This window comes from Nonomuraea sp. NPDC050547, assembly GCF_044457345.1.
Classification (GTDB): Bacteria; Actinomycetota; Actinomycetes; order Streptosporangiales; family Streptosporangiaceae; genus Nonomuraea.
This window is the reverse complement of sequence record NZ_JBITGW010000004.1, coordinates 84,404-110,046: the sequence shown is the minus strand read 5'-3', so window position 1 is coordinate 110,046 and position 25,643 is coordinate 84,404. Positions and strand designations below refer to the sequence as shown.

The window sequence follows — 25,643 nt, the reverse complement described above, 5'->3', positions numbered from 1 at the left end:
ACGCCCGATCCTCCGGCCTGCGCGACCGGCCGGAGGATCGCTTCGAGGGCACCTGACGGGTGCGTTGAGCTTCCGTCGGCTGCGGGGGTCCGTTCACACAAAGGGGACCCGGCTACCCGGACAACCGCAGAGGTGGGCTGGCGCAAGCGGGGGGTCGGGCTCCGCCGGACGAAAACGCGCGGAGCGAAGCGAAACACCATTGTCCCGGGTGGGATCCAACTGGGCAACGGGCGGGCCCGAGCACCTTGCCCTCAGAACTTGCTGCGGAGCTCGTCCACTCGGGCTCGCCACACCTTGGCCTCGCTGTCCGTGAAGATGGCTTCCGCCCGTTCCAACCGGACCGCCGCCATCTCCGGCTCGTCGCGGGCCAGTGCCAGCTCCGCCAGCGCCAGCAGCGACTGTCCCTCGCACTGCTGGCTGCCTCCCAGGCACGCCGCCATCAGGGCATCGCCGAGCAACGGCCGCGCACCCGTCAGGTCGCCCTGTGCCAGGCGCACCCGTCCGATTCCCAGGAGCGCGAACGCCTCGCCGATGGAGTCGTTCATGCTGGTCGCCGTGTGCAGGGCGGCGTCGAACGACTCTTCGGCCGCTTCCAGCCGTCCGCGCGTGAGCAGCGCCTCACCCAGCCGGAACCGGACCTGCGCCTCGATCCGGCTGGACCCGGTACGCACGCAGATGGCCAGCGACTCCCGCAGGTACGGCTCCGCCTCCTCCGCCCGCCCCGACTCCAGGTGGATCTGGGCGATGTTGCGCAGCACGTGCGCTTCCCCGACGGGGTCGCCCACGGATCGGAGGTCTTCGAGCGCCTGCTCGTACCACTCCTGAGCCACCGTGTACTGCCCTTTGGTGCGTTCGATGAAGGCGAGGTGCCGCAGGACCAGCCCGCGCCCGTGCACGTCTCCGCTCGCCTCGAACCAGGCGCGGGCGGCTTCGAGGTTCTGTTGCGCCTCGGCGAGCCGCTGTTCGACGAGTTCCAGCCCGCTGAGCGAGTACCGGACGACGGCTTCGCCGCGTCTGTCGCCGGCCCGCCGTACCGCGCCCCAGGCCACTTCGTGTGTCTCCCGCCAGGCCTGCCGGTAGGAGCGGGTCTCGAAAAGCGTGACGGAGGTGACGGCCAGGTCCCAGCACAGCTCGTGAAGTCCGAGCCGGGCGGCCTGGTGCACGCTGGACACGAGGTTGGTGAGTTCGATCTGGAACCATTCGATGGGGTCGGCGATCAGGCTCTCCACCAGCTCTTCGGGCAGGGTCCACGGCTCGGTGCCGGAGTGCAGGATGGTGTAGTCGCCGCCGTACGCCTGCCGGTGGGCTCTGCTTGCCAGGTGGAGCCAGCATCGCAGCAGCCGGTGCAGCGCCTCTTCCTGTTCCTGCGCGGGAATCTCCCTGGCCAGCAGCTCACGTACATAGGTCCTGGTGAGGTCGTGCAGCCGGTACCGGACCTGCTGGTCGTCGCGGACCACCAGGTCGACGAGGCGCTCCTCGACGAGGGTTTCCAGGATGTCGGTGGCGGCGTAGGGGTCCATGTCGAGGAGTGGTCCGGCGATCCAGCCGCCGAAGTCGACCTCGTCCAGCGCCCCGAGCAGCAGCACCAGCCGGGCGGCGGGCGGGTCGAGCTCCTGGCAGGAGATGGAGATGGTCGCCCGGACGCTGGCGTCGCCGAGGATCAGCTCGTCGAGGCGGCGGCGTTCGTCGGCGAGCCTGCGTACCATCTGGTCGATCTGCCAGTGCTGGCGCATGGAGAGTTTGGCCGCGACGATGCCGAGGCCGAGGGGCAGGTGGCCGCAGGCTTCGGCGAGGCGTCTGGCGGCGGCGTGCTGGGTCATGACCCGGCCTTGGCCGATCACCTGGGAGAGCAGTTCGAGGCTGGTGGCCTCGTCGAAGATGTCGAGGTCGACGTGGTGGGCGCCGTGCAGGCCGATGACGGAGCGGCGGCTGGTGACGAGGAGGGCGCAGCGCGGCTCGGCGGGCACCAGCGGCAGGATCTGGCGGGCGCTGGCGGCGTCGTCGAGCACGACGAGGACCCGCCGGTTGGCCATGACGCTGCGGTACATGGTGCCGAGCTCGACGATGCCGCTCGGCAGCACGGACGGAGCGACGCCGAGGGAGCGCAGCAGGCGTTCGAGCACCTGCTCGGCGGGGACGGGGTGGCCGTCGGCGTCGCGCAGGTGGGCGTAGAGCTGTCCGTCGGGGAAGGCCTCGCGTGCTTTGTGTGCGGCATGTACGGCCAGCGCCGTCTTGCCCACCCCGCCGGGCCCGGTGACCATGACCACGGCGGCCCGGTGCAACTGCCGCGAGTTGACGAGATGGTCGCGCACGTCGGCGATGACCTCGTCGCGGCCGACGAAGTTGGACGGCCCGGCGGGCAGCTGGTGGGGCACGATCTTCGCGGGCTCGGCGACGGGCGCGGCGGCCAGGGCGGGGTCCTGCGACAGGATGGACTGTTCGAGCTGGCGCAGTTCCTCGCCGGGGCTCAGCCCGTGCTCCTCGACCAGCGTGTACTGCACGTTCCTGAGCACTTCGAGCGCCTCTACCTGCCGGTCGGCGCGGTAGAGGGCGAGGGCGAGCTGCATGTGCAGCTCTTCGCGCAGCGGGTGGACGGCGACGAGTTCCTTGAGCTCGCCGAGCAGCTCGTGGTGGCGTTGCAGGCGCAGTTCGAGGTCGATGCACTCCTGGAGTGCCACGAAGCGTTCCTCGTTGTGGCGGGTGGCGGCGGCCTGGACGCGGCGGCTGTTGATGCCCTCCAGCGCCTCGCCCCGCCACAGGGCCAGGCCGGAGCGGAACTCGCTGACCGCGCCTTCGAGATCTTGGGAGCGCGCGGCTTCGCGGCCGCGGGTGACGTGGCGGCGGAAGCGGGTGAGGTCGAGGCAGTCTTCGGGGACCCGGATGAGGTAGCCGGCGGAGTGGGTGACGATGACCTCGGCGTCGGTGTACTTGCCGAACCAGCCGCGTAGCTGGGAGATGCAGATCTGGACCTGGGCGTCGGCGGTCTTCGGGGGCTCCTCGCCGTAAAGCGCCTCGACCAGACGGCCGGTGGTGACCACGCGGCCGGGTTCGAGTAACAGCATCACCAGCACGGTCTGACGGCGGCGGCCCTCGATATTCACCTTGCTTCCGGCGAATACTTCGAGCGGCCCAAGCACCCGAAACTCGAGGATCAACGCCCACCTACTCACTTGACAACGAGTTACCGTTGATCTGCAGAGATCACTATATGCGTGAAATATGACGTTGGGGAGAACCCCGATTCGGGGGCAGGGTTTCGGCCAGCACAAATGCCAACATACGAGTTAATCTTCATAACAGCACGGGTGCCACCCGCTGAAATCGGCAGGTGGCACCCGGCAAGGTCTGACTACTGTTCCGCCCAGGCGTGGAATCCCGCGTCGAGTTCCACGAGCAGGTCGATGGCGAAGTCCGTTCCCGATTCTCCGTTCGACATCAGGACCACTCCGGCCCCCGATTCAAGGCCGATCCCCGAATAGCAGCGATACCCGGCGGCCACCCCGGTGTGCCCGAACCAGCGGATCCCGTCGACCTCCCTGACGACGGTCCCCAGCCCATACGCGGCGCCGGCGGCCGGGGTGAGCAGTTGACCGGCGGCCCACCGGTCGAGCAGCCGGCCGGTGCCCGTGTGCGCCCGCTGGATCTCCGCGGCCACCCTGGCCAGGTCGGCGGCGCTGGTCCACAGCCCGCCGGTGGCGCTCGGGTAGACCCGCCAGCCGCCGTCGAGCGGCCGGCCGTCCTGGTCGTGGCCGACCGCCGCGCGCTCGCCGAGCGAACGGGCGAAGGCGGTGCCGTAGCCGCTGTCGCGCATGCCGAGCGGGCCGAAGACGAGCTCGCGCATGAGCTCGGGGAACGGCCGGCCGGTCAGGTCGCGCAACACCTGCTCGATGACGACGAAGTGGTTGCCCGAGTACCGGTACCGCTCGCCCGGCGCCAGTTCGGCGCGGATCGGCGCGGTGGCCGCGGGCGGCCGGCCGTCCAGCACGTCGAGCAGGCTCGGCTCGGGATCGTCCGGCAGCCGGGCGCCCAGCCCGCCGAACTCGTCCCGCGTGAGCCCCGCGGTGTGAGCGAGCAGCCCGCGCAGCGTCACGCCCGCGGACGGCAGCCGCCAGCCACGCAGGTAGTGGTTGACGTCCTCGTCGAGGTCGGCGATGCCGTCCTGGGCCAGCCTGAGCACGCCGACCGCGGTGACGTGCTTGCTCACCGAGCCCGCCTGGAAGACGGTGTCCGGCCTGACCAGCGCTCCGGTGGCGGCCGAGGCGAGACCCTCGCCCCACGCCTCGGCCACCGAGCCGTCGGCGACGAGCGCGACGGCGGCGCCGGGCACCCGGTGGCGCCGCAGGCGCAGCCGCGTGGCCGGGATGCCGGGGAAGAAGCGGTCCAGGAACGCGCGCGCGTGCGGCGTGTGCCCCTGGGCCGGGATGAGCAGCGCGACCAGCCGGTCCAGGAAGCGGTCGGCCAGCGCGCCCACGGTCTCCTCGCGGTGGAGGTCGGCCGAGTAGTTCCAGGCGACCTGGAAGACGCCGTCCACCACGGCTCCGTTGATCTCGATGAGGTGGGGCCGGCGCCCGGCGGGCGCGCGGTCGCCGCCCCCGGCCGACCTGATCCGGGTGAACAGCCCGGTCTCGGCGGCGGTGCGCACCTGGCCGTGGTAGTTGAAGCTGATCGGCGCCGCCTCGTGCTCGACCGCCAGGCCGTGCCCGATGCCGTGGTGCGGCGTGGTGTGCAGGTGCTCGCGGACGATCTTGACGCAGCGGCCGGTGTCGAGGGCGTCGGGCAGGTGGACGTGCAGCGGGTGCAGCGCGGTGAACCAGCCGACGGTCCTGGACAGGTCGACGTCGTCGAAGAGCGGCTCGCGCCCGTGTCCCTCCAGGTCGATGTGGACGTCGGGGCTGCCGGTGTGGTCGGCGGCCGTCTGGGCCAGCGCCGTCACCAGCAGGTCGTGCACGGAGGTGCGGTGGGCGGTGTGCGCGGAGCGCAGCAACGCCTGCGTGTAGGAGGCGTCCAGGGTGCGGACCACCGTGGCGGTGGAGGACTCGACGTTCTCGCCGCCGGGGGTGTCCACGGGGAAGGGCACCGCCCGTGGGCGCGGCATCCGCCAGTACGCGGCCTCGGCGGCGAACTCGGCGGACTCCGCGTGCTCGGCCAGCTTGACGGCCCAGTGCCGGAAGGAGGTGGTCTTCTGCGGCAGTTCCAGCCCTTGGTAGGCGGTGGCCAGGTCGTCGAGCAGGATGCCCCACGAGACGATGTCCACGGCCACGTGGTGGATGGTGATGGTCAGCTCGCGGCCGTCCAGGTGCGCGCGCACGATCGGGCCGTGCTCCAGGTCGAGGCCGCTGCTCAGGGGCGGGCCCTCATGGAGCAGGTCGGCGTCCTCGGTCGTGGCGAGGTGCTGGGTCCAGCCGGCCGGCGACCTGCGCAGGCGCAACCGCAGGGCGTCGTGGTGGGCGGTGAGCCGGGTCAGCGCCGCGCGCAGCCGATCGGGGTCGGGGGTCTCGGTCCAGCGCAGCCGTACCGTCTGGTTGTAGTGGTCGTGCGGCCAGTCGAGCGCGGTGAACCAGCGCTGGATGGGGGTGAGCGGGACCGCGCCGGTGACCGTGCCCTGCTCGGCGTGGGCGGCGGCGGGGACGTCCGCGCTCTCCAGGGCGTGGGCGAGTTCCGCGATGGTCGGGTCGGCGAACATCTGCCGCGGGGTCAGCGCGAGCCCGGCGCGGCGGGCCTTGACCATGACCTGGATGGACAGGATCGAGTCGCCGCCGAGGTCGAAGAAGTTGTCGTGGACGCCCACGTCGGGCACGCCCAGGACCTCGCTCCACGCCTCGGCGAGGATCTTCTCCACCTCGGTGCGCGGGGCCACGAAGGCGGCGGCCAGGTCGGGGCGGACGGCGTCGGGCGCGGGCAGGGCCTGCCGGTCGACCTTGGTGTTCGGGTTCAGCGGCATCTCGGCGAGCATGACGAAGGCGCTCGGCACCATGTAGTCGGGCAGCCGCGACTGCACGTGCGCGCGCAGCTCCGAGGTGGTCGGCGTGCGGCCGCGGGCCACCGCGTAGGCCACGAGGCGCTTGGGCGCGCCCTCCTCCTCGCGGGCGACCACGACGGCCTGGTCGATCAGCGGATGCGTCTCGATCACCGCCTCGACCTCGCCCAGCTCGACCCGGAAGCCGCGGATCTTCACCTGGTGGTCGAGCCGCCCCAGGAACTCCAGCGTCCCTTCCGGCAGCCATCGGACCAGGTCGCCGGTGCGGTAGAGCCGTCCGCCCGGCGGGCCGAACGGGTCGGGCACGAAGCGCCTGGCGGTCAGTCCGGGCCGGCCGTGGTAGCCGCGGCCCACGCTGTCACCGGCCAGGTACGCCTCCCCTGCCACCCCGACGGGCACCGGATCGCCGCCGGGATCGAGCACGTACACGCGGGTGTTGGCGATCGGGCCGCCCACCGAGACCCGCTCGGCGGCGGGGTCGCAGACCCACACGGTGGAGTCCACGGACACCTCGGTGGCGCCGTAGAGGTTGAGCAGGCGCGTGTCCGGGCAGCGTTTGCCCCATGCGCGCAGCACGTCGGTGGTGAGCGCTTCTGCGCTGGCGAACAACCAGCGCAGCGGCAGCCCGCCGTCCTCCACGAGCGGCAGCATGGCCCGCAGCATCGAGGGGACCAGGTGCGCGGCGGTGACGTTCTCCTCGGTCATGACCCGGACGATGTAGTGCGGGTCGCGGTAGCCGTCCGGCCTGGCCAGGACGACCGCCGCCCCGGAGGCCCAGGGCCAGAACATCTCGTAGACGGAGATGTCGAAGCTCAGCCCGGCCAGCTGCAGGACCTTGTCCCCGTCGTCGAGGGGGAAGCCGCTCACCATCCACCAGATGTAGTTGACGATGCCCTGGTGCCGGATGAGCGTGCCCTTCGGCCGTCCGGTCGAGCCGGAGGTGTAGATGACGTACGACAGGTTGCCGGGACGGGCCGCGCGCCCGGGGCGGCCGGGGTCGCGGGCGGCGATGCGCGCCGCGTCGTGCTCGCCGTCGAGCACGACCACCCGGCCGGTGTGCTCGGGCAGCCGCCCGGCCAGCCGTTCCTGCGTGAGCACGACCGGGGCCGCGGTGTCGGCCAGCATGAACGCCAGCCGCTCCGCCGGGTACTCCGGGTCGAGCGGCACATAGGCGCCGCCGGCCTTGAGCACGCCCAGCACCGCCACCGCCATCTCCACGCCGCGCTCGACGCAGATGCCGACCAGCGTCTCCGGTCCGACGCCCAGGTCGCGAAGGTGGTGGGCGAGCCGGTTGGCCCGCGCGTCCAGCTCACCGTACGTGACGGTAAGCCCGCCGGAGACGACCGCGACCGCGCCGGGCGCGCGCTCGGCGCTGTCCTCGAACAGCTCGTGCAGACAGCGCTCGCGAGGGTACGGCGCCGCGGTGTCGTTGAACTCCTCGACCACGGCGCGCCACTCCTCGGCGGGCAGCGGCGCCAGCTCGGCCAGGGCCGCGCCGGGCCGGGCGGCCAGCGCTTCGAGCAGCATCCGGTAGTGGGCGAGCAGCCGCCCGGCGCCGTCCGCGGTGACCCGGGAGGGCTGGTAGTCCAGCCGCAGCCGCAGCTCGTCGTTGAGGCCGACGTTCAGCACCAGCGGGTAGCCGGTCTGCTCCCACGTCTGGGCCGCGGCGATCTTCAGGCCGCCGGGTTCCTGTTCCTTGTGGGGGAAGTTCTCGAACATGAGGATCGTGTGGAACAGCCGCTGCCCTGCGGGCACCCGCGACTGCCGCTGCACCTCGACCAGCGCGCAGTGCTCGTGGTCGCGGTGCTCCACGAGCTGCTCGTGGACCTCGCGCAGCCAGCCGGCGACGGTGGCCCGCTCGGGCACGCGTACCCGGACGGGCAGCGTGTTGATCAGCAGCCCGACGGTCCGTTCGACGCCCGGCAGGCCGCCGGAGCGTCCCGAGACGGTCGAGCCGAAGACGACGTCGCGGGCGCCGGCGTGGCGGCTGAGCAGCAGACCCCAGGCGGCGTGGGCGATCGCGCTGACCGTGATGCGGTGCTCGCGGGCCAGTTCGCGCAGCCGGCGGGTGACCTCGGCGGGCAGCCGCTCGTGCAGGAGCGCCACGTCCTGGCTGGTCGCGCCGCGGCCGTCGCCGCGCTCGGGCGGAAGGATCGTCAGCGGGGTGGGGCTGGTGACGTCGGCGAGCATGGCCTGCCAGTAGCCCGCGGCGGCGGCCGGGTCGTGGCCGCGCACCCACTCGATGTACTTCCTGAACGGCATCGGCTCGGGCAGCACGGGCGGTTCGCCCGTCTCGCGCAGGCTCCGGTAGACCTCGCGGACCTCGTCGAGGACCAGGCGGACGCTCCAGCCGTCCAGCAGGACGTGGTGGCCGTGCCAGATCAGCCGGTGGGTGCCGTCGGCCAGCCTGATCAGGTCGAAGCGGCGTGGGGGCTCGTTCTCCAGGTCGACGCCGCGGGCGCGCTCGTCGGCGAGGTGTCCGGCCAGGCGCTCGGCGACCTTGGGCGCGGGGATGCCGGTCCAGTCGAGTTCGCGCAGCCGTACCGGAGCGGAGGGGTGGACGATCTGCATGGGTTCGGGCAGTCCGTCCCACGCGAACGTGGTGCGCAGGATGGGGTGGCGCGCGACGACGTGCTCCCAGGCGCGGCGCAGCGCGGGCACGTCCAGGTCGCCCTCGATGGTGTGGACGAACTGCACGATGTAGTCGGTGCTCTCGGGCTCGAACAGCGTGTGGAAGACCATCCCGGCCTGCAGCGGCGAGAGCGGATAGCTCTCCGCGGCCGCGTCGTCGTCCTCCTGCGCGGCGGCGGGGACGGCGACGGCGGCCAGCTCCCGCAGCGTCTGCCGCGACAGCACCTGGCGCGGGGTGATCTCCAGCCCGGCCGCGCGCGCCCCGGCGACGACGTAGATGGCCAGCACGGAGTCGCCGCCGATGTCGAAGAAGTTGTCGCCGGCGCCGACGGTCTCGCGGCCGAGCACGTCCGCCCACACCCGCGCGAGCGCCCGCTCGGTGTCGGTGGCGGGCTCGGCGTCGGCCGGCTCGCCGTCCTCGGGCGCGGGCAGCCGCTTGCGGTCGAGCTTGCCGCTCGGGGTGAGCGGTATCTCCTCCAGTACGGCCAGCGCCGCCGGCACCATGTACCCGGGCAGCGCCCCGGCCAGGTGCTGCCGCAGCTCGGCCACCTCGATCGCGCCGGACGGCACGACGTATCCGGCCAGCCGCAGCCCGCCCGGCCCCTCGACCGGAACGACCGCCGCCTGCCTGACACCGGGGTGGGCCAGCAGCACGGCCTCGACCTCGCCTGGCTCGACCCGGTTGCCGCGGATCTTCACCTGGTTGTCGATCCGGCCCTGCAGTTCCAGCCGCCCGTCGGGCAGGAACCTGGCCCGGTCGCCGGTGCGGTACATGCGCGAGCCCGGCGTACCGAACGGGTCGGGGACGAACCGGCGCGCGGTCAGCCCGGGACGTCCGTGGTAGCCGAGCGCGAGGCCACGCCCGCCGATGCACAGCTCGCCGAGCGCGCCCAGCGGCACCGGCCGCGACTGCTCGTCGAGCAGGTAGACGGCGGCACCGGAGATCGGCCGGCCGATGCAGAAGGGCGGCGCGCCCGCCGGCACGTCGGCGTACGTGGTGTGGACGGTGGTCTCGGTGGGCCCGTAGCCGTTGACCAGCCGGGCCGCCCGAGCCCTGATCGCGGTGGCCAGGGCCTCGGGCATGGGCTCGGCGGTGTAGAGCGCGACCCGCAGCGAGGCGCCGACGTCACCGGCCATGAGCAGCCTCCAGCCCGACGGGGTGGCCTGCACGTGGGTGACGCCGTGCTCGCGGATCACCCGGCACTGTTCGGCCCCGTCGGCCCGCGCCGACTCCGGCGCCACGACCACGCGCGCCCCGGAGATCAGCGGCAGGTACAGCTCCAGCGTCGAGGCGTCGAAGCCCATCGAGGCGAGCAGCAGCCAGCGGTCATCCGGGCTCGCGCCCAGGTACGCGCGCGCGCCGTGCAGCAGGTTCACCACGGCCGCGTGGGTCGCGTCGGTCCCCTTGGGCAGCCCGGTCGAGCCCGAGGTGTACACCACGTAGGCCAGATCGCCGGGCCGGGGCTCGGGCAGCTCGCCCTCGTCCGCCCCCAGCTCGCCGAAGCGGTCGTCGGTGATCACGAACGCCGCGTCGACGTCCTCCAGCATGTACGCCAGCCGCGCCGCCGGATAGGCGGGATCCAGCGCCAGATAGGCGGCCCCCGCCTTCATCACGGCCAGCGCCGACAGCACCAGCTCCGCGCCCCGCGGCAGCGCAAGACCGACCACGTCCCCCGGCCGTACGCCCTCGGCCAGCAGCCCGCGCGCCAGCCGGTCGGTGACCGCGTCCAGCTCGCGGTAGCTGAACACCTGCTCACCGCACACCAGGGCGGTCGCCCCGGGCGAGGCCGCCGCCTGCGCCCGGACGAGGCTCACCACCGTCCCGGTAGGTGGTTCCCCTCGGGCGGGCCCGGCCCAGGTGTGGGTGAGCAGGTGCGTCTCGGTGTCCCCCAGGACGGCCGCGCTCCCGACGGGTTCGCCGGGGTTCGCGGCCACGTGCTCGACGACGTTCACCAGATGGCCGAGCAGCCGCCGGGCGGTGTCGGCGGTGAACAGGTCGGTGGCGTAGTTCAGCGACAGCTCGATGCCCGCGCCGCCGTTGACCGCGATCAGCGTCAGGTCCACCTTGGCGGTGGGGTCGGCGAAGCCGACCGGCTCGCCCTTCAGCGCGGGCAGCTCACCGGCCCGCTCGCCGGTCTCGAAGCACTGGTAGAGCACCTGGTAGACGGGGTTGCGCGCGGCCGACCTGGTGGCCTTCACCGCCGCCACCACCTGGTCGAAGGTGACGTCCTGGTGGTCGAAAGCGCCCAGGACCACCTCGTGCGTACGGCGCAGCAGTTCCGCGAAGGCCGGTTCGCCCGACAGGTCCATGGGCAGTGCCACCGCGTTGGCGAACAGGCCGAGCAGCGCCTCGGTCTCGGCGGCGTTGCGCCCCGACAGCACCGAGCCGATCGCGAACCTGCGCTGGCCACAGTAGTGCCTCAGGACGATCGCGTAGCAGGCCAGCAGCACGGTGTACACGGTGACGCCGTGGTCGGCGGCCAGGGCGCGCACCCGGTCGCTCAGCTCGGGGGCGAGTTCCAGGTCGACGGCGTCGCCGGCGTGCGACTCGGTCATCGGCCTGGGCCGGTCGGTGGGCAGTTCCAGGACCTGCGGGACGCCGTCCAGCGCGGCGCGCCAGTAGGCGAGCTGGGCGGGTTCGCGCTCGGCGACGCGGCGCGCCTGCCAGTGGGCGTAGTCGGCGTACTGGACGGGCAGCGGGGCCAGCGACGGGGTACGGCCGGCCACGGCGGCGCCGTACAGCTCGTCGAGCTCGCGCACCATCAGCGTGCACGACCAGCCGTCGGAGGCGACGTGGTGGGTGGTGAGCGCGAGCAGGTGCTCGCCGGGCTCGGCGACGCGGATGAGCAGCGCGCGGAAGACCGGGCCGTCCGCCAGGTCGAAGGGGGTGGCGATCTCGGCGAGGGCCAGGGCGAGCGCCTCGTCCCGGTCGGCGGCCGCCGTCAGGCGCAGGGCGGCCGGGCCGGGAGGGGCGACCTCCTGCAGCGGCGGCGTGCCCCGGTAGGCGGTGCGCAGGATCTCGTGCCGTTCCACCAGGGCGCCGAGGGCGCGGCGCAGCGCGTCGACATCCAGTTCGCCCGGGATCCGCAGCAGCCGGGGGACGGTGTAGACCGCGTTCGAGTCCAAGAACTGGTTGGTGACCCACATGGCGTGCTGCACCGGCGAGAGCGGCGCGGCGCCGTCCGGGCGGCGCGGGATGCCTCCGTCGCCGCCACCGGCCCGGCCCTGCAGGCGCCTGCGCAGCAGGGCTTGCTTCTCGGGCGAAAGGCTGTCGATGTTCATCGTCGCTCCCTCAAGGATTCAGATGCGCAGGCTGCGCGGGCGCATGTCCACCCACACCCGCTCGATGTGGGCGGTGCACTCCTCCTCGGTGCCGCTCGTGCCCTCCTCGTGCCAGCCGGCGGGGACGTCCCGGGCGGCGGGCCAGATGGAGTACTGCTCCTCGTCGTTGACGACGACCTTGTACATGGGGTTTCTCCTCACGTCTCGGCGACCATGAGGCGGGCGGCCTCGTCGTCGCTCATCGCCTCGATCTCGGCGAAGATCAGCTCTTCGAGCCGGGCGGCCGCGGTGCGTACCGTGGAGTGCTCGAACACCAGGCGCAGCGGGATGTCGAGGGCGAAGGCCTCCCGCATCCGGTTGACCGCCCTGGTGACCAGCAGCGAGTGCCCGCCCATCGCGAAGAAGTCGTCGTTGGCGCCCAGCCTGGGCACGCCCAGCACGGCCGCCCACACCTCGGCGATCGCCCGCTCGGTGTCGGTGCGCGGAGGCACGAACGGCTCGTCGCTCAGGGTGTCGGGGTCCGGCTCTGGCAGCGACCTGCGGTCCACCTTGCCGCTGGGCATCCTGGGCAGCTTCGGCAGCGCCACGATCGCGCTCGGCACCGCCTGCGGGGCCAGCCGCTCCCCCAGGAACGCCCGCACCTCGCCCACGGCGGGCGCGGGCCCGTCGAAGCTCACATAGGCGGCAAGGCGCTTGTCGCCTGGGAGCGGTTCCCAGGTGGCGACCACCGCGTCGGTCACACCGGGGTAGGCGCGCAGAGCCGCCTCCACCTCACCCAGCTCGATCCGCACCCCCCGCACCTTCACCTGGTGGTCGCGCCGGCCCCGGTACTGCAGGGAGCCGTCGGGCCGCAGCCGTCCGGTGTCGCCGGTCCGGTAGACGCGCTCGCCCGCCCGCCACGGATGGGGGACGAAGGCCCGCGCCGTCTTGCCCGGATCGCCCACGTAGCCGCGGGCCAGTCCGACCCCGCCGATGCACAGCTCGCCGACCGCCCCGTGCGGCACCGGCTGGAGGGTGTGGTCCAGCACGTACACCTCGTGGTTCTCCATCGGCCGGCCCAGGCAGACCGCCTCGCCGCCGTCGGCGTCGGCGGGCGTGCACACGTGGTGCGTGGAGTCGATGGACACCTCGGTGGTGCCCCAGTGGTTGTTGAGCCTGGGCCGGCAGCCGAGCCGGTCGTAGAAGGCGGCGACGGTCTCCGGCCGCAGCCGGTCGCCGTCGGAGACGACGTGCCGCAGGGCGTGCAGGCCCTCGCGCGCGCCCGGCCCGATCTCGTCCAGGAACATCACCAGCATGCTCGGCACGAACTGCAGCCACACCACCTCGTGCTCGATCGCCGCCCGCAGCAGCGCCTGCGCGTCGCGGTGCAGGCCGGGCGGCAGCACCACGATGCGGGCGCCGGCCATGAGCGGCCAGAAGATCTCCCTGGCCACGTCGTCGAAGGTCAGGGGCGTCTTGAGCAGGACGGCCTCACCGGGGGCGAGCTGGTAGCGCTCCTGCAGGTTGGCCATCTGGCCGACCCAGCCCCCGTGGGTGCAGGCCACGCCCTTGGGCTCGCCGGTCGAGCCGGAGGTGAAGTAGACGGCGCACAAGTGGCCGGGCCGTACCGGATCGGGGTCCGGGCCGTCGCCGAGCAGCAGCTCGGCGAGGTCGCCCGCGCTCACGCAGACCTCCGCGCCGGCCAGGTCGAGGAGCCTGCGCACGCGGGCGGGCGGGGTGTCGGGCTCGATCGGCAGGTACGCGCCGCCGGCCTTCAGCACCCCGAGCACCACGGCCACGAGGTCGGCCGAGCGCTCCAGCATGACGCCGACCGGCGTGTCGGCGCCGACGCCGCGGGCGGCCAGCGCGCGGGCGATCGCGGCGACCCGGCGCTCCAGCTCGGCGTAGGTGAGCAGGCGCTCGCCGTCCTGGACGGCGGGGGCGGCCGGTGTGCGGGCGGCCTGCTCGGCGAAGAGCTCGTGCAGGCAGAGCTCGGGCAGCTCGACCCGGCCGGGCTCGGCATGCGCGCGCAGGCCGAGCACCTCGGCGTCGGCGAGCACGGGCACGTCGTCCACGCGCAGCGACGGGTCGGCGGCGACCGCGTCGAGCACCGCCCGCAGGTGCGCCATGAGCCGCATGACGGTGGTGCTCTCGTAGAGCGCGGTGTCCCATTCGACGGAGTAGGCGACGCCGTCGCCCTCGCGGCGGAACTCGATCGTGAGGTCGTATTTGGAGCCGCCGCCTGGGGTCAGGATCTCGACGGTCTCGACGCCGTCCAGGTCGGGCAGGGTGACGGGGGCGGTGAGGTCCACGAGGATCTGGAACAGCGGCGTCCTGGCGGGGTCGCGCTCGACCCGCAGCTCGGTGACGAGGGAGTCGAAGGCCAGCGCCCGGCCGTCGTAGGCGTCCAGGGCGGCGTCGCGCACGCGGCCGACCAGTTCGGTGAAGGCCGGGTTCGCCGAGACGTCGCCGGGCAGCACGAGCATGTTGAAGAACGGGCCGATCACCGGCTCGCGCCGGGTCGACGAGGACGCGCCGGTGGTGACGTCGCCCCGCCCGCTGTAGCGGTAGAGCAGGGCGTGCACGCCCGCCAGCAGCACCATGTACAGGGAGGCGCCCTCCGCGCGGGCGAGCTCGGCCAGCCCGCGGGCGGTCTCCTCCGGCAGCTCGAACCCGTGCCGCAGCGCTCCCTCGCCGCCGCGGATCTGCGGCCGGGGATGGTCGGGGGCCAGCTCGAACGGGCTCAGGTCGGCCAGCGCGTCGCGCCGCTCCGCCACGATCGAGGCGAGTTCGCCCGCGTCGTACGCGGCGTCGTCGGCGGCGGCCAGGTCGCGGAACTGCCGGGGTATCGGCGGCAGGTCGCGCCCGGCGTACAGCTCGGTGAGCTCGCGGTAGAGGATGCCGACCGAGCCGCGGTCGAAGGCGAGGTGGTGCACGGTCAGGCAGAGCACGTGCTCGTCCGGCGCCAGGCGCAGGAGCAGCGCGCGCAGGGGCAGACCGGCGGAGATGTCGAGCGGCGTCGCCGCCTCCGCCGCGAGCGCCGGGCCGAGGTCGTCCTCGTCGATCGGGCGCACGTCGAGGCGGAAGCCGGCGACCGGCCTCAGAACTCCGGCGAGCTCGCCGTCGCGGGTGTCCAGGGAGGTGCGCAGCACCTCGTGCCGGGTGACGATCGTGGTGAGCGCCCGCTCCAGCGCCCCGGTGTCGAGGGGGCCGCGCAGGCGCAGGAAGGTGCTGCCCAGGTAGCCGGTGTCGCCGGGGGTGAGCTGGTCGGCCAGCCAGAGGCGGTGCTGGACGCGGGGCACGCGGACGTGGTTCACGGGCTTCCCCTCAGGGCGTCGACGTCGATCTTGCCGTGGCGGGTGAGCGGGAGCGCGTCCATCGCGACGATCTCCGACGGGATCATGTAGGCGGGGAGCAGGTCCTGGAGGTGGCGCTGGATGTCCTGCCGGTTCGCGGTGGCCGGGGTGACGGCGGCGGCCAGCCGTACCTCTCCCGAGGGTGTCTCCCGGGTGTAGACGACCGCGTCCGTGAGGCCGGCGAGCATGAGGATGGCGTGGACGATCTCGGCCGGCTCGGTCCTGCGCCCGCCGATCTGGATCTGGTCGTCGGCGCGCGACAGGTAGTGGAGCACGCCGTCGGCGTCGGTGGAGACGAGGTCGCCGGTGCGGTACCAGCGCTCGCCGTCGTGGCGGACGAAGGCCTCGTCGCCCGCGCCGAGGTAGCCGAGGGCCACGGCGGGCCCGCCGAGCCAGAGCTCGCCGTCGTCGCTGACGCGGACCCGCACGTACGGCAGCGCCCGCCCGATGGGCGGCGGCCCCTCACCCGGACCTACCTGCTGGCAGGTCGCGGCGACGGTGCACTCGGCGGGGCCGTAGATGTTGTAGAAGGCGAACGGGTGGCGCGGCTCGGGCCGCCGGGTGAGCCGGTCGCCGCCGGTGAACAGCATGCGGGTCGGGAAGTCGGCCGGCCAGTCCTGGTCGAGCACGCCCGCGACCATCCCGGTCGGCACGAACGACGCCCTGACCTCGTGTTCGCGCAGGAAGTCCTGGTAGTCGACCGGGTCGAGCACGGCGTCGAGCGAGGGCACCGCGAGCACGGCGCCGTTGGCCAGCGCGCCCCAGATCTCCAGCACGCTGGCGTCGAAGCTGAGCTGCGCGACCTGGCCGGCCACGTCGCCCGGCTCCAGCGTGGTGATCTCCTTGTACCAGCGGGTCATCGGGCCCAGTCCGGCGTGGCTGACGACCACGCCCTTCGGCTTCCCGGTGGAGCCCGAGGTGAAGATCACGTACGCGGTCGACGGGTCGATCGGGGCCGGATCGGCCAGCAGACGGCAGCCGCCGGAGCCCGGCCCGTCACCGTCGTCGTCCGTGAGCACCACGGCGGGACGGGCGGTGTCGACGATCGTCCGCACCCTGGCCTTGGGCAGTCCGTGGGCCAGCGGCAGGTAGGCGGCGCCGGCGGACCAGGCCGCGAGCATGCCCGCGATCGCCCGCCCCCGGCCCACGCAGGCCACGGCCACGAGGTCGCCGGGGCCGACGCGGGCGCGGGCCAGCTCGGTCCTGAACGCCTCGATGTCCCGCAACATCCGGCCGCAGGTGTAGACCCTGCCGCCCTCCAGCACGCAGGCGCGCTCGGGGTCTTTCCTGATCCAGCTCATCACCTGGTCGTAGATCATGCCGCCCGCCAATGCCGGTCGACCGCCCCGGCGAGCACCGCCGGGTCGCGCAGGTAGAAGAAGTGGTCGCCCTCGTTGGACTCGCAGCCGAGCCAGGCGGCGGTGTGCCGACGCCAGGTCGCCAGGTGCGCCTCGGTCATCACCGGGTCGTGCCGCCCTGCCAGCGCGAGCACGGGGGTGGCCAGCGGCGCCGGATGGTCGTCCACGTACTGCCTGCCCAGGGCGAGGTCGGCCCGCAGCGCGGGCAGCACCAGCTCCATCAGCTCCTCGTTGTCGAGCAGTTCGGCCGCGGTGCCGCCCTGGCGGGTCATCGAGGCGATCAGCGATCCGGCGCTCAGCCGTTCCGGCGACAGGTCGGGCATGGGCGAGCCGGGCGCCGCCGAGCCGGAGACCACCAGCCCGGCGGCGGGCCGCTGCTTGGCCGCCAGCAGCTGGGCGGTGTCGTAGGCCGCGAAGGCGCCGAAGCTGTGGCCGAACAGCAGCAGGCGGCCGGGCGCCCGCAGCAGCTCGGGCAGGCAGCCCACCGCGATCTCCCTGACCGAGGCGGCCTGCGGCTCGCGCAGCCGGGGGCCGCGGCCCGGGTACTGCACACTCCACAGCGACCACCCGTCGGGCACGGCGTCGGCCAGGGCCAGCGCGGCCGAGGCGCTCGAACCGGCCGAGGGGAAGAAGACGAACCTGTCCCTGCCCTGCTCGCGGATCGGCTGAAGCCAGTCGCTCATGATCATTCTCCGCCCGGGATGTGGAAGATGGTCTCCTTGAGCAGCTCGGAGGCGCCGTCCACCATGCGGAAGACGCGCGCCTCCCGGTAGGCCCGCTCCAGCCCGTACTCCTGCAGCCAGCCGCGCCCGCCGAGCGTCTGCATGGCGTCGTCGATGACCTCGCAGGCCGACTCGGTGGCGTGGAGCTTGGCGATCGCCGCCTCGCGCACCGCGATCCCGCCCTCGTCGAGCACGCGGGCGGCCTGCCTGATCAGCGCGCGGGAGGCCTCGATCTTGACGTCCGAGCGGACGATGAACTCGCGGATGTACTGCTTGTCGCTGAGCCGCCCGCCGGCGATCCTGCGCTGGGAGGCGTGGGCCCGCGCGACACCAAGCGCCCAGCGGGCCAGGCCGATCGCCCGCGCGGCCAGCGAGACCCGGCCGTAGGGCAGCCACTCGATGGCCATGCCGTTCGCGCCGCCGATCTGGCCGGGGCCGCCGAGCACCGCCTCCTCGCCGACCTCGATCCCGTCCAGCTCGACCTCGTACGGGTCGTAGCCGGGTTCCATGCCCGGCAGCCGCCGTACGATCCGCCAGCCGGGGACGTCGGTGGTGAAGATGAAGAACGTCGGCCCCGCTACGGGCTCGCCCACGACGTTGGCCAGCACGACCGCGGCGTCCGCCGTCTCCGCGTTGCTGATCATGAACTTGCGGCCGTTCAGCACCCAGCCGCCGGGCGCGCGGGTCGCGGTTGTGCTCATCGCCGACACGTCCGAGCCGCCGCTCTCCTCCGTCATCGCCAGGCAGCGCCGCATGCGCCCCTCGATCATCGGGCGCAGCCACCGCTCGCGCTGCTCGGGGGTGCCGCACAGCACGATCCTGCTCGGCCCGTCCGGACAGGACAGGATGTGCCGCGAGTACGGCAGGCCGCTGGCGGCCGCCTCCTCCCGCAGATCGGCGACGACCAGTTCCGGCAGCGACCAGCCCCCGTACTTCTCGGGGAACTCCGCCGCGAACAGCCCGGAGGCGACCCCGGCCGCGCGGGCCAGCGCCCGCTGTTCGCTCTCCGGCCGGTCCGCCGCGTGCGTCCGCAGCCAGTCCAGCACCTCGGCGAGGATGGCCCGGGAGACCCAGGGGTCCTTGAGCATCTCCTCCGGTGACGTCGAAGGCACGAAGTCGTTCATCGCCGCTTCTCCCGCACGATTTCGGAGACCGCGTTCACGTAGGCGTCGAAGCGCGGGTTGTCGAACAGCACCCTGAGCCTGGGCCGTACCTGGCACGACTCCTCGACCTTGGCGCAGATGGTGATGGCCTTCATCGAGTCACCGCCGAGGCGGAAGAAGTCGGCGTCGTCGCCGACGGACACGTTGAGGCTCTGTTCCCATGCGGCCCGCACGGCCGTGGTCAGCTCGTCCATCGCTCAGGTTTCCGCCAGGACGAAGTCGGCGACCCGGCCGGCGTAGCACTCGAGGGTCTTGGACTCGAACAGCACCGAGACGGGGATCCTGACGGCGAGGTCCTCCCTCAGCGCGGCGGTCAGCCGTACGGCCAGCAGCGAGTGCCCGCCCGAGAGGAAGAAGTCGTCGTCCTGCGCGACCTGCGGGGTCTCCAGGACCTCGCACCAGCGCTTGCGGACGATCTCGGCGACCTGTGATTCGATCATCTGGACTCTCCGTTCCGGTTGTCGCCGGCGGGCGGCCACGGCTGGTCCGGGTGCGCGCAGGCGTGGTCCAGCAGCCGGGTGAACCGCCGCTGGAGTTCGGTGACCACGTGGTCGGGGAAGCGGGTGAGCTCGTGCTCCCAGCGCAGGGCGTAGGCGCTCGCGTCACGGCGTCCGGTGCTTCTGCCGTGCTGGAGGCCGCGGTTCATGACGATCACGTTGAGGTCGGTCTTGCCGCGACCGTTGCCCAGCTCGCGTACGCGCGGCCGCCATGCGCCCAGGCTCAGCTCGGGCAGCGGCGAGTCGTGCTGGCTGAACATGATCGGGTAGAGCGGGCTCCTGGCGCCCGGGGCGCTGACCCGGAGGATCTCGGGCGTGGGCAGCCTCTGGTGCCGGTCGGCCGCGACGACCAGGGCCATCTCGGCGCGGGCCGCGTCCGCCGGGCTCTCGCCGTGGTGGCGGCTCCTGACGAGGGGCAGCACGTTCACGAACAGGCCGACCAGCTCTTGCGTGTCGACGTCGCGGTTGGCGAAGCTGGCGCCGACCACGCTCTCCGCCGTGATCTGGCGGAAGACCGCCAGCATCAGCGCGTACGGCGTGACGCCCAGCCGCGCGGCAGCGGCCTCCAGCAGCGCCGAGCGCTCCTCGCCGAGCGGCTGGAGGCTGAGGTGGGTGCGCAGCTCACTGGGCGGATCGGAGTCAGGGCGCCAGTCCTTCAGCTGCTCGTGCCAGTAGGCCCTGGTCGCCGCGCTGCGGTCGCCGTCGGCCCACTCGCGCTGGTCGCCGGCCCAGTCGAAGTAGCTGACCTGGCTCTCCCTCGGCTCCGTGCCGTCGTAGGCGGCCTGGAGCTGGCTGAGGAAGACGCCCACCGACCAGCCGTCGTGGATCAGGTGGTGCTCGCGCTGGAGCAGGACGGTGCCGCCCGGGTGCAGGATGAGGTCCCAGCCGACCAGGGGGAAGTCGTCGTAGCGGAAGGGCCGGTCCACGAGGCGGGCCACCAGGGCCTCGACCTCTTCGGTGTCCACCCGGTGCAGGGCGAGCGGGGCGGTGTCGGGCTCCTCGCGCCGGCCTTCGAGGCCCGCGGCGGTGATCCGCCACCGGCAGCTCAGCGCCGCCTGATTCCTGAGGACCGCCAGCAGCGACTTCTCCAGGAGGGAGACGTCCGGCGCGCCGGGCCCTTCCAGGATCATCTGGTACTGGTAGCCCATGCCGCTGCCGGTCAGCTCCTCCAGGAAGACGACCGCCTCCTGCCCCAGGCTGCCCGGCCCCTGGTACGCCCGCGCGGCCCGCGCGGGTACGGCGGCGCCGGGTTCGATCCCGGCCAGCAGGCGGGCCTGCTCCTTGAGCGGCTGGGAGAGGTTGAGCAGACCAGCGGGGACGGGCAGCCCGATCCGGTCCCCCAGCCGCGCCTGCAGCATGATCAGGTCGAGGGAGCCGGCGCCGAGCACGACGAGGCTGTCCTCGGCGTCGCGCGCGGTGACCCCGCACGCCTGCCGCCAGTCCTCGGCCAGCGCCGCCTGCGCGGGGTCGAACCCGGCGGCCGGGCAGAGCTCGGCGGCGTGGTCCGCCGGGTCGGGCAGGGCGGCCCGGTCGAGCTTCTGGTTGGGGGTCAGCGGCAGGCTCGCCATCGGCACGATCACCGCGGGCACCATGTGCTCGGGCAGCCGTTCGGCCAGCAGCGACCGTACGCGGGCGGCGTCGAAGTCACCGCAGGCGTACCCGGCCAGGCGGGGGAAGCCGCGTTCCGGCTCCCACACGACCACGGCCGCCTCGCCCACGCCGGGACAGGCGCGCAACTGCGCCTCGACCTCGCCCAGCTCGATGCGGAAGCCGCGGACCTTCACCTGGTCGTCGGTCCTGCCGACGAAACGCAGGTTGCCGTCGGCGAGCCGGCGCACCAGATCGCCGGTGCGGTAGAGCCGCTCACCGTCGCGGACGACGAAGCGCTCGGCGGTCAGCTCCGGCCGGCCCAGGTAGCCGCGGCCGACCCCGGCGCCGCCGAGGTACAGCTCGCCCTCGGCCCCGTCCGGCACCCGCGCGCCGTCCTCGTCCAGCACGTACGCGGTCGTGTTCGCGATCGGCGCCCCGATCGGCGGCGGAAGTTCGGCGCCCGGCGCGACCTCGGTGCAGGTCGCCACCACGGCGGTCTCGGTGGGCCCGTACATGTTGAGGAAGCGGTAGCCGGCTCCCCGGGGCGGGGCGACCAGCAGCCGTTCGCCGCCGGTGGCCAGCACGCGCAGCGACGAGCCGTCCAGCCAGCCGTGCTCGATGGCGAGCTGGGCCAGCGGGGTCACCATGAACAACACGTCCAGGCGGCTGTCCGCGGCCCAGTGGCAGAGCTCCTCGGGCGACTTCCTGGCCTGTTCAGGGGCGATGCGCAGTTCGGCGCCGGCGATCAGGGCGCCCCAGATCTCGCAGCCGGCGATGTCGAACCCGCTCGCCGCCGTCTGCCCCACCCGGTCACCCGGGCGCACGCCCAGGACACCGGCGTACCACTCCAGGGTGTTGGCGATGCTCCGGTGCTCGATCATGACGCCCTTGGGCAGGCCCGTGGAGCCGGAGGTGTAGATCACGTAGGCCAGGTCCCCGGGCTCGACGCGCGCTGCGGGCGCGTCGGATCCGGAGGCCTCGGGCCTGTCGATCCCAAGGACGTCCGCTTCGGAAAGGACCAGCTCGGCGCCCGAGTCGTCGAGCATGAAGCGCAGCCGCGCCTCGGGGTAGGAGCCGTCCAGGGGCAGGTAGGCCGCCCCGGCCTTCAGGACGCCGAGCCAGGCCGTGACCATCGCCGCCGACCGGCCCAGCCGGACGCCGACGATCGAACCCGGGCCGGCGCCCTTCGCGCGCAGCCGGGCCGCCACGGCGTCCGCCCGGCGGTTCAGCTCGCCGTACGACGTCGATCCTGTCGAGTCCACGATCGCGATCGCGTCGGGCGTGGCCGCCACCCGCGCTTCCACCAGCGCCGTTACCGTCTTCACCACTCCTCCGTTCGCTGCGTTCACGGTGGTCGGACCGCCCTTCGTCTCCCTATCGGCGCCCTATCGCGCTCATGTCGTGATGCGTGCCTTCAGTGCGTGAAGTCCTGTCGTGGCGGCCCTGGCCGCGGCGGCGCCGGTGTCGGCGGCCGCGATCACGTAGCAGAGCCGGTCCTGGAACGAGCGGCGCAGCACCACGTACTGGCCGGGCGCGCGGGTGAGGCCCACCTCGACCACGCCGGGCACGCGGCCGGCGTCCTCCGTCCCGTCGATCCCGGCCAAGGTGCCTTCTTCGCCGGCCACCAGGAAGCGGATCGAGGCCGCGCGTTCCCGGCCGGCCCGCAGGGGTTCGTCGCGGCCGGCGGCCTTGGCCACGGTGTGCCGGATGAGGTCGATCCCGGTGGCCTCCTCGACCATGCGCGGGATCATGCCGCCGGCCAGCCGGGGGTTGACCTCGACGATGCGCGCGCCGGCCGCGCCGTACCGGATCTCGACGTGGGCGGGACCCCAGCACAGCTCCAGCGCCTTCAGCGCGGCGTGCGCGAGCTCGCCGGCCGCGGCGCGCGCGGCCGGGTCGAGCGGCGCGGGGAAGTCGTGCCCGACCTCCACGAAGTACGGCTCCGCGCCGAGGTGCTTGCGCGTGACGCCGACCACCTGGTCGTCGAAGGTCTCGACCGAGTATTCGGCGCCGCGCAGGTATTCCTCGACCATGACCGCGCTCTGCGGCGGCAGCCCGTCGGTGTTCAGGACGTGGTGGGTGGCCGCCTCGACCTCGGCGGCGTCCCGGCACAGGCGGGTGGCGACCGAGCCCGATCCGGCGACGGGCTTGACGACGACGGGGAAGCCGATGCGCTGGGCGGCCGCGACGGCGGTGCCGGGGGTGCGGGCGGGCGCGAAGGCGGCGCTCGGCACCCCGGCCTCGCGCAGCACGGCCCGCTGGACCGCCTTGTCGCGGCAGGCGCGGATGGCGCCGGGGTCGGGGTGCGGCAGGCCGAGGCGCCTGGCCACCTCGGCCGCGGTCGCGATGTGGTACTCGGAACTGCTGGTCACCCCCGCGACCCGGCCGCCGAGCCGGTGACAGGCGGCCAGCACGACCGCGGGGTCGCCGGTGTCGACCTGCCTGGCCTCGATGCCGTCGGCGGCGACGTAGGGGTAGCGGGCGGGGTCGCGGGCCAGCACGACCGGCCGCAGTCCCAGCTCGCGGGCGCGTTCGCAGAACACCCGCCCGGACCCGGTGGTGTTGCTTTCGACGAGCACGAACCAGCTCATGCCTGCTCCATCACGCTCGTCACGGCCGTCGCCAGCGCGGCGTCGGCCTCGGCCTGCGAGTCGCGCCAGTCCAGGCACCACCGGCGGTGGCGGACCCAGGAGGCGTAGGCACGCTGGTACGGCTCGGCGAAGGCGCCCGGCCCGCCGCCGTAGGCCTGCTCGCGGACGACCTGGGCGAGGTCGAGGTCCGCCAGCGAGGTGGTGCCCGCGTCGAGTGCCGCGCGCACCGCCGCGCCGACCTCGCGGTGCGCGGTGCGGAACGGCACGCCGTCGCGGACCATCCGGTTGGCCAGCGCGGTCGCGGTCGTGAAGCCGCCCGCCGCCCGCTCCGCCATCCGGTCGGCGTTGGGCCTGGCCCCGCCGACCACGACCTGGGCGAGCTGCACCGCCTGCTCGACGGCGGCCAGCCCCGGCCAGACGCACTCCATGGCCTCGGTGCCGACCTCGATCGTGTTGGTGAACGGCGTCGCCGCCATGGCCGCCGCCGCCCCCGCCCACGCGGCGATCGCCCGTCCCGGCTTGGCCTTGAGGTGTTCCAGCAGGAAGGCGTTGCGCTTTTGCGGCATGGCGGAGCTGCCTCCCACCAGCCGGTCGGGGAAGGCGATGAAGCCGAACTCGGCTGTGCTCCACAGCTGCAGGTCGGTGGCCAGCCTGCTGAGCACGACGCTCAGCGCGGCCGCCGATGCCAGCATGCGCAGCACGGCGTCCCGGCTGGCGACGGCGTCGAGCGCGTGCCTGCTGGCGTCGATGTAGCCGAGCAGGCCAGCGGTGCGCGACGGGTCGATGGGCAGGTCCGTACCGGCGACGGCGCAGGCCCCGAGAGGGCAGATGTGCAGCCCGCCTGCGGCGGCCGCCAGCGCGTCGATCTCCCTGCCCACCGCCCGCGCCACTCCCAGGAGGTAGTAGCCGTACGTGATCGGCATGGCCGCCTGGAAGTGCGTGTACACCGGCATGACCACCGGCTGGTGGGCGCGGGCCCGCGCCAGCAGGATCGCCTCCAGGCGGATGGCCTGCTCGGCGAAGTCCAGCAGCCAGGCGCGGCACCGGAGCGAGGTGATGGTGGCCTTGAGGTCGTTGCGCGAGCGGCCGGTCTGCAGGACGCCGCCGACGTCGGGGCCGAGCCGCTCGATCAGGTATCCCTCGTACATCAGGTAGGTGCCGCGGGGGGCCGGGCGCCCGCTCAGGTCGCCGGGGGTCAGGTCCTCCAGGCAGCGCAGCAGGGCCGCGGCCGCCTTCCTGCCGATGAGCCGCCGCTCGGCGAGCATCACCAGGTGGGCCCGGTCCACCTTCATGATCATCGGGAGCTCGTCGGGGGCGGCCGTGCCGTACACGACCTGCCTGGTCCTGAGACCGAGCTCGCCGAGTATGCGCCCGGCGTCGTTGTTCACGACCCCACGACCTCGCCGTAGGAACGCCGTCCCCACGCGAACCCGGTCCAGGCGGCGTCCGCCGCGGCGGCCAGGTCGACGATCTTGGGTTCGGCGGGCAGGAGCAGCCGGTCGTGGCGGTGCTCGGCCAGCCAGGCGTCGTCGTAGACGGTGTCCTGGTAGCGGTAGCCCTCGTCCGGCATCATCACGACCGTGCGCGCCTCCGGGTTCTGCTGCGCCCACCAGCGCGCGGCCAGGTACGCGGCGCCGCTGGTCGGGCCCATGAACAGGGCGTGGCTCTGGTGCAGTTCGCGGGTGGCCTGGTAGGCGGCGGCCGCCGAGCACCAGTGCACGTCGTCGAAGACGCGGTGGTCGAGGTTGGCGGGCAGCACGCTCATGCCGAGCCCGCGCAGTTCCCGGTGGCCTTCGGGCTGGCCGAACAGCACGCTGCCGTGGGTGTCCACGCCGATGGCGCGGCAGTGCGGGTCGGTGCGGCGCAGGTGGGTGACGGTCCCGCACATCGAGCCGCCCGAGCCCACCGGCCCGACCACGCAGTCGACCCGGCCCAGCCGCTCGCGCAGCAGCTCGGAGACGATCGCGTAGGAGCGTGGGTTGTCCGGGTTCGTGTACTGCTCCGGGCAGAAGGAGTGCTCCAGCCCCGCGCGTACCTCGGCCAGCCGGTTGAGCCGCGCCGTCTGGAACCCGCCGGGCCCGTCGCCCGCCTCCTTGGGCACCCGGTCCACGACCGCGCCCAGATCCGTGAGCCGCCGGTACAGCCGCTCGTCGATCGCCGGATCGCTGACCAGCACGAGGCGGCGGTCGAGGTGCACCGCCTGCATCGCCAGCGCCAGCCCGAACGTGCCGGAGGTGGTCTCCACGATCACCGTGTCCGGCGTCAGCAGTCCCTGCTCGGCGGCCCGGCGCAGGATGTAGCGCGCCGGGATGAGCTTCATCAGCGTGAAGCACGCAGCCCACAGGTTCGGTCCCAGTCGTACCAGGCGGGGGTTCTGGTATGCCGCTGTCGCTTCTGTCAAGGCCGGCCTCCATCCCGTGATGAGGCCACTACGCCAAATGTCGCTATTGCCGCCCTATCGCCTGGCCATTGCACGACCGGCGATCTTCGTGAAACC

Annotated in this window: 13 protein-coding genes; all 13 read right to left on the bottom strand. The window is 73.3% G+C overall.

The genetic code is table 11. The annotated features are described in order from the left end of the window. Positions 1-251: 251 nt before the first annotated feature. The 13 genes from ACIBHY_RS11290 to ACIBHY_RS11230 all read right to left on the bottom strand — a co-directional run bounded on the left by ACIBHY_RS11290 (position 252) and on the right by ACIBHY_RS11230 (position 25,466). Complete coding sequence (locus tag ACIBHY_RS11290; RefSeq protein WP_397252558.1) at positions 252-3,065, bottom strand: BTAD domain-containing putative transcriptional regulator; 2,814 nt, start codon at positions 3,063-3,065, stop codon at positions 252-254. A 284-nt stretch (positions 3,066-3,349) separates the two neighbouring features. Next, positions 3,350-11,890 carry an amino acid adenylation domain-containing protein gene (locus tag ACIBHY_RS11285; protein ID WP_397306625.1) on the bottom strand — a complete coding sequence of 2,847 codons (8,541 nt, stop codon included), beginning with the start codon at positions 11,888-11,890 and terminating at the stop codon, positions 3,350-3,352. A gap of 18 nt (positions 11,891-11,908) precedes the next feature. Beyond that, positions 11,909-12,076: an MbtH family protein gene (locus tag ACIBHY_RS11280; RefSeq protein ID WP_397306624.1), complete on the bottom strand. Its 168-nt coding sequence runs from the start codon at positions 12,074-12,076 to the stop codon at positions 11,909-11,911. Positions 12,077-12,087: 11 nt separating this feature from the next. Beyond that, positions 12,088-15,186: an amino acid adenylation domain-containing protein gene (locus ACIBHY_RS11275; protein ID WP_397306623.1), complete on the bottom strand. Its 3,099-nt coding sequence runs from the start codon at positions 15,184-15,186 to the stop codon at positions 12,088-12,090. Continuing rightward, a complete protein-coding gene (locus ACIBHY_RS11270) occupies positions 15,183-16,544 on the bottom strand; it encodes an amino acid adenylation domain-containing protein (RefSeq protein ID WP_397252362.1) in 1,362 nt (453 codons plus the stop codon). Before ACIBHY_RS11270 ends, ACIBHY_RS11275 begins: the two co-directional genes overlap by 4 nt. Next, positions 16,541-17,266 carry a thioesterase II family protein gene (locus tag ACIBHY_RS11265; RefSeq protein ID WP_379608903.1) on the bottom strand — a complete coding sequence of 242 codons (726 nt, stop codon included), beginning with the start codon at positions 17,264-17,266 and terminating at the stop codon, positions 16,541-16,543. The genes ACIBHY_RS11270 and ACIBHY_RS11265 overlap by 4 nt, the downstream gene beginning before the upstream one ends. A 2-nt stretch (positions 17,267-17,268) precedes the next feature. After that, a complete protein-coding gene (locus tag ACIBHY_RS11260; RefSeq protein WP_397306622.1) occupies positions 17,269-18,429 on the bottom strand; it encodes an acyl-CoA dehydrogenase family protein in 1,161 nt (386 codons plus the stop codon). Beyond that, complete coding sequence (locus ACIBHY_RS11255; protein ID WP_397252360.1) at positions 18,426-18,662, bottom strand: phosphopantetheine-binding protein; 237 nt, start codon at positions 18,660-18,662, stop codon at positions 18,426-18,428. The genes ACIBHY_RS11260 and ACIBHY_RS11255 overlap by 4 nt, the downstream gene beginning before the upstream one ends. Before the next feature lie 3 nt (positions 18,663-18,665). Continuing rightward, positions 18,666-18,908: a phosphopantetheine-binding protein gene (locus tag ACIBHY_RS11250; protein WP_184966298.1), complete on the bottom strand. Its 243-nt coding sequence runs from the start codon at positions 18,906-18,908 to the stop codon at positions 18,666-18,668. Next, positions 18,905-21,880 carry an amino acid adenylation domain-containing protein gene (locus ACIBHY_RS11245; protein WP_397306621.1) on the bottom strand — a complete coding sequence of 992 codons (2,976 nt, stop codon included), beginning with the start codon at positions 21,878-21,880 and terminating at the stop codon, positions 18,905-18,907. The genes ACIBHY_RS11250 and ACIBHY_RS11245 overlap by 4 nt, the downstream gene beginning before the upstream one ends. 69 nt (positions 21,881-21,949) lie before the next feature. Beyond that, a complete protein-coding gene (locus ACIBHY_RS11240) occupies positions 21,950-23,146 on the bottom strand; it encodes an ATP-grasp domain-containing protein (RefSeq protein ID WP_397252357.1) in 1,197 nt (398 codons plus the stop codon). Beyond that, complete coding sequence (gene argH / locus ACIBHY_RS11235) at positions 23,143-24,534, bottom strand: argininosuccinate lyase (protein ID WP_397252356.1); 1,392 nt, start codon at positions 24,532-24,534, stop codon at positions 23,143-23,145. Before argH ends, ACIBHY_RS11240 begins: the two co-directional genes overlap by 4 nt. Next, a complete protein-coding gene (locus ACIBHY_RS11230) occupies positions 24,531-25,466 on the bottom strand; it encodes a cysteine synthase family protein (protein WP_397306620.1) in 936 nt (311 codons plus the stop codon). Before ACIBHY_RS11230 ends, argH begins: the two co-directional genes overlap by 4 nt. Between the last annotated feature and the right edge of the window lie 177 nt (positions 25,467-25,643).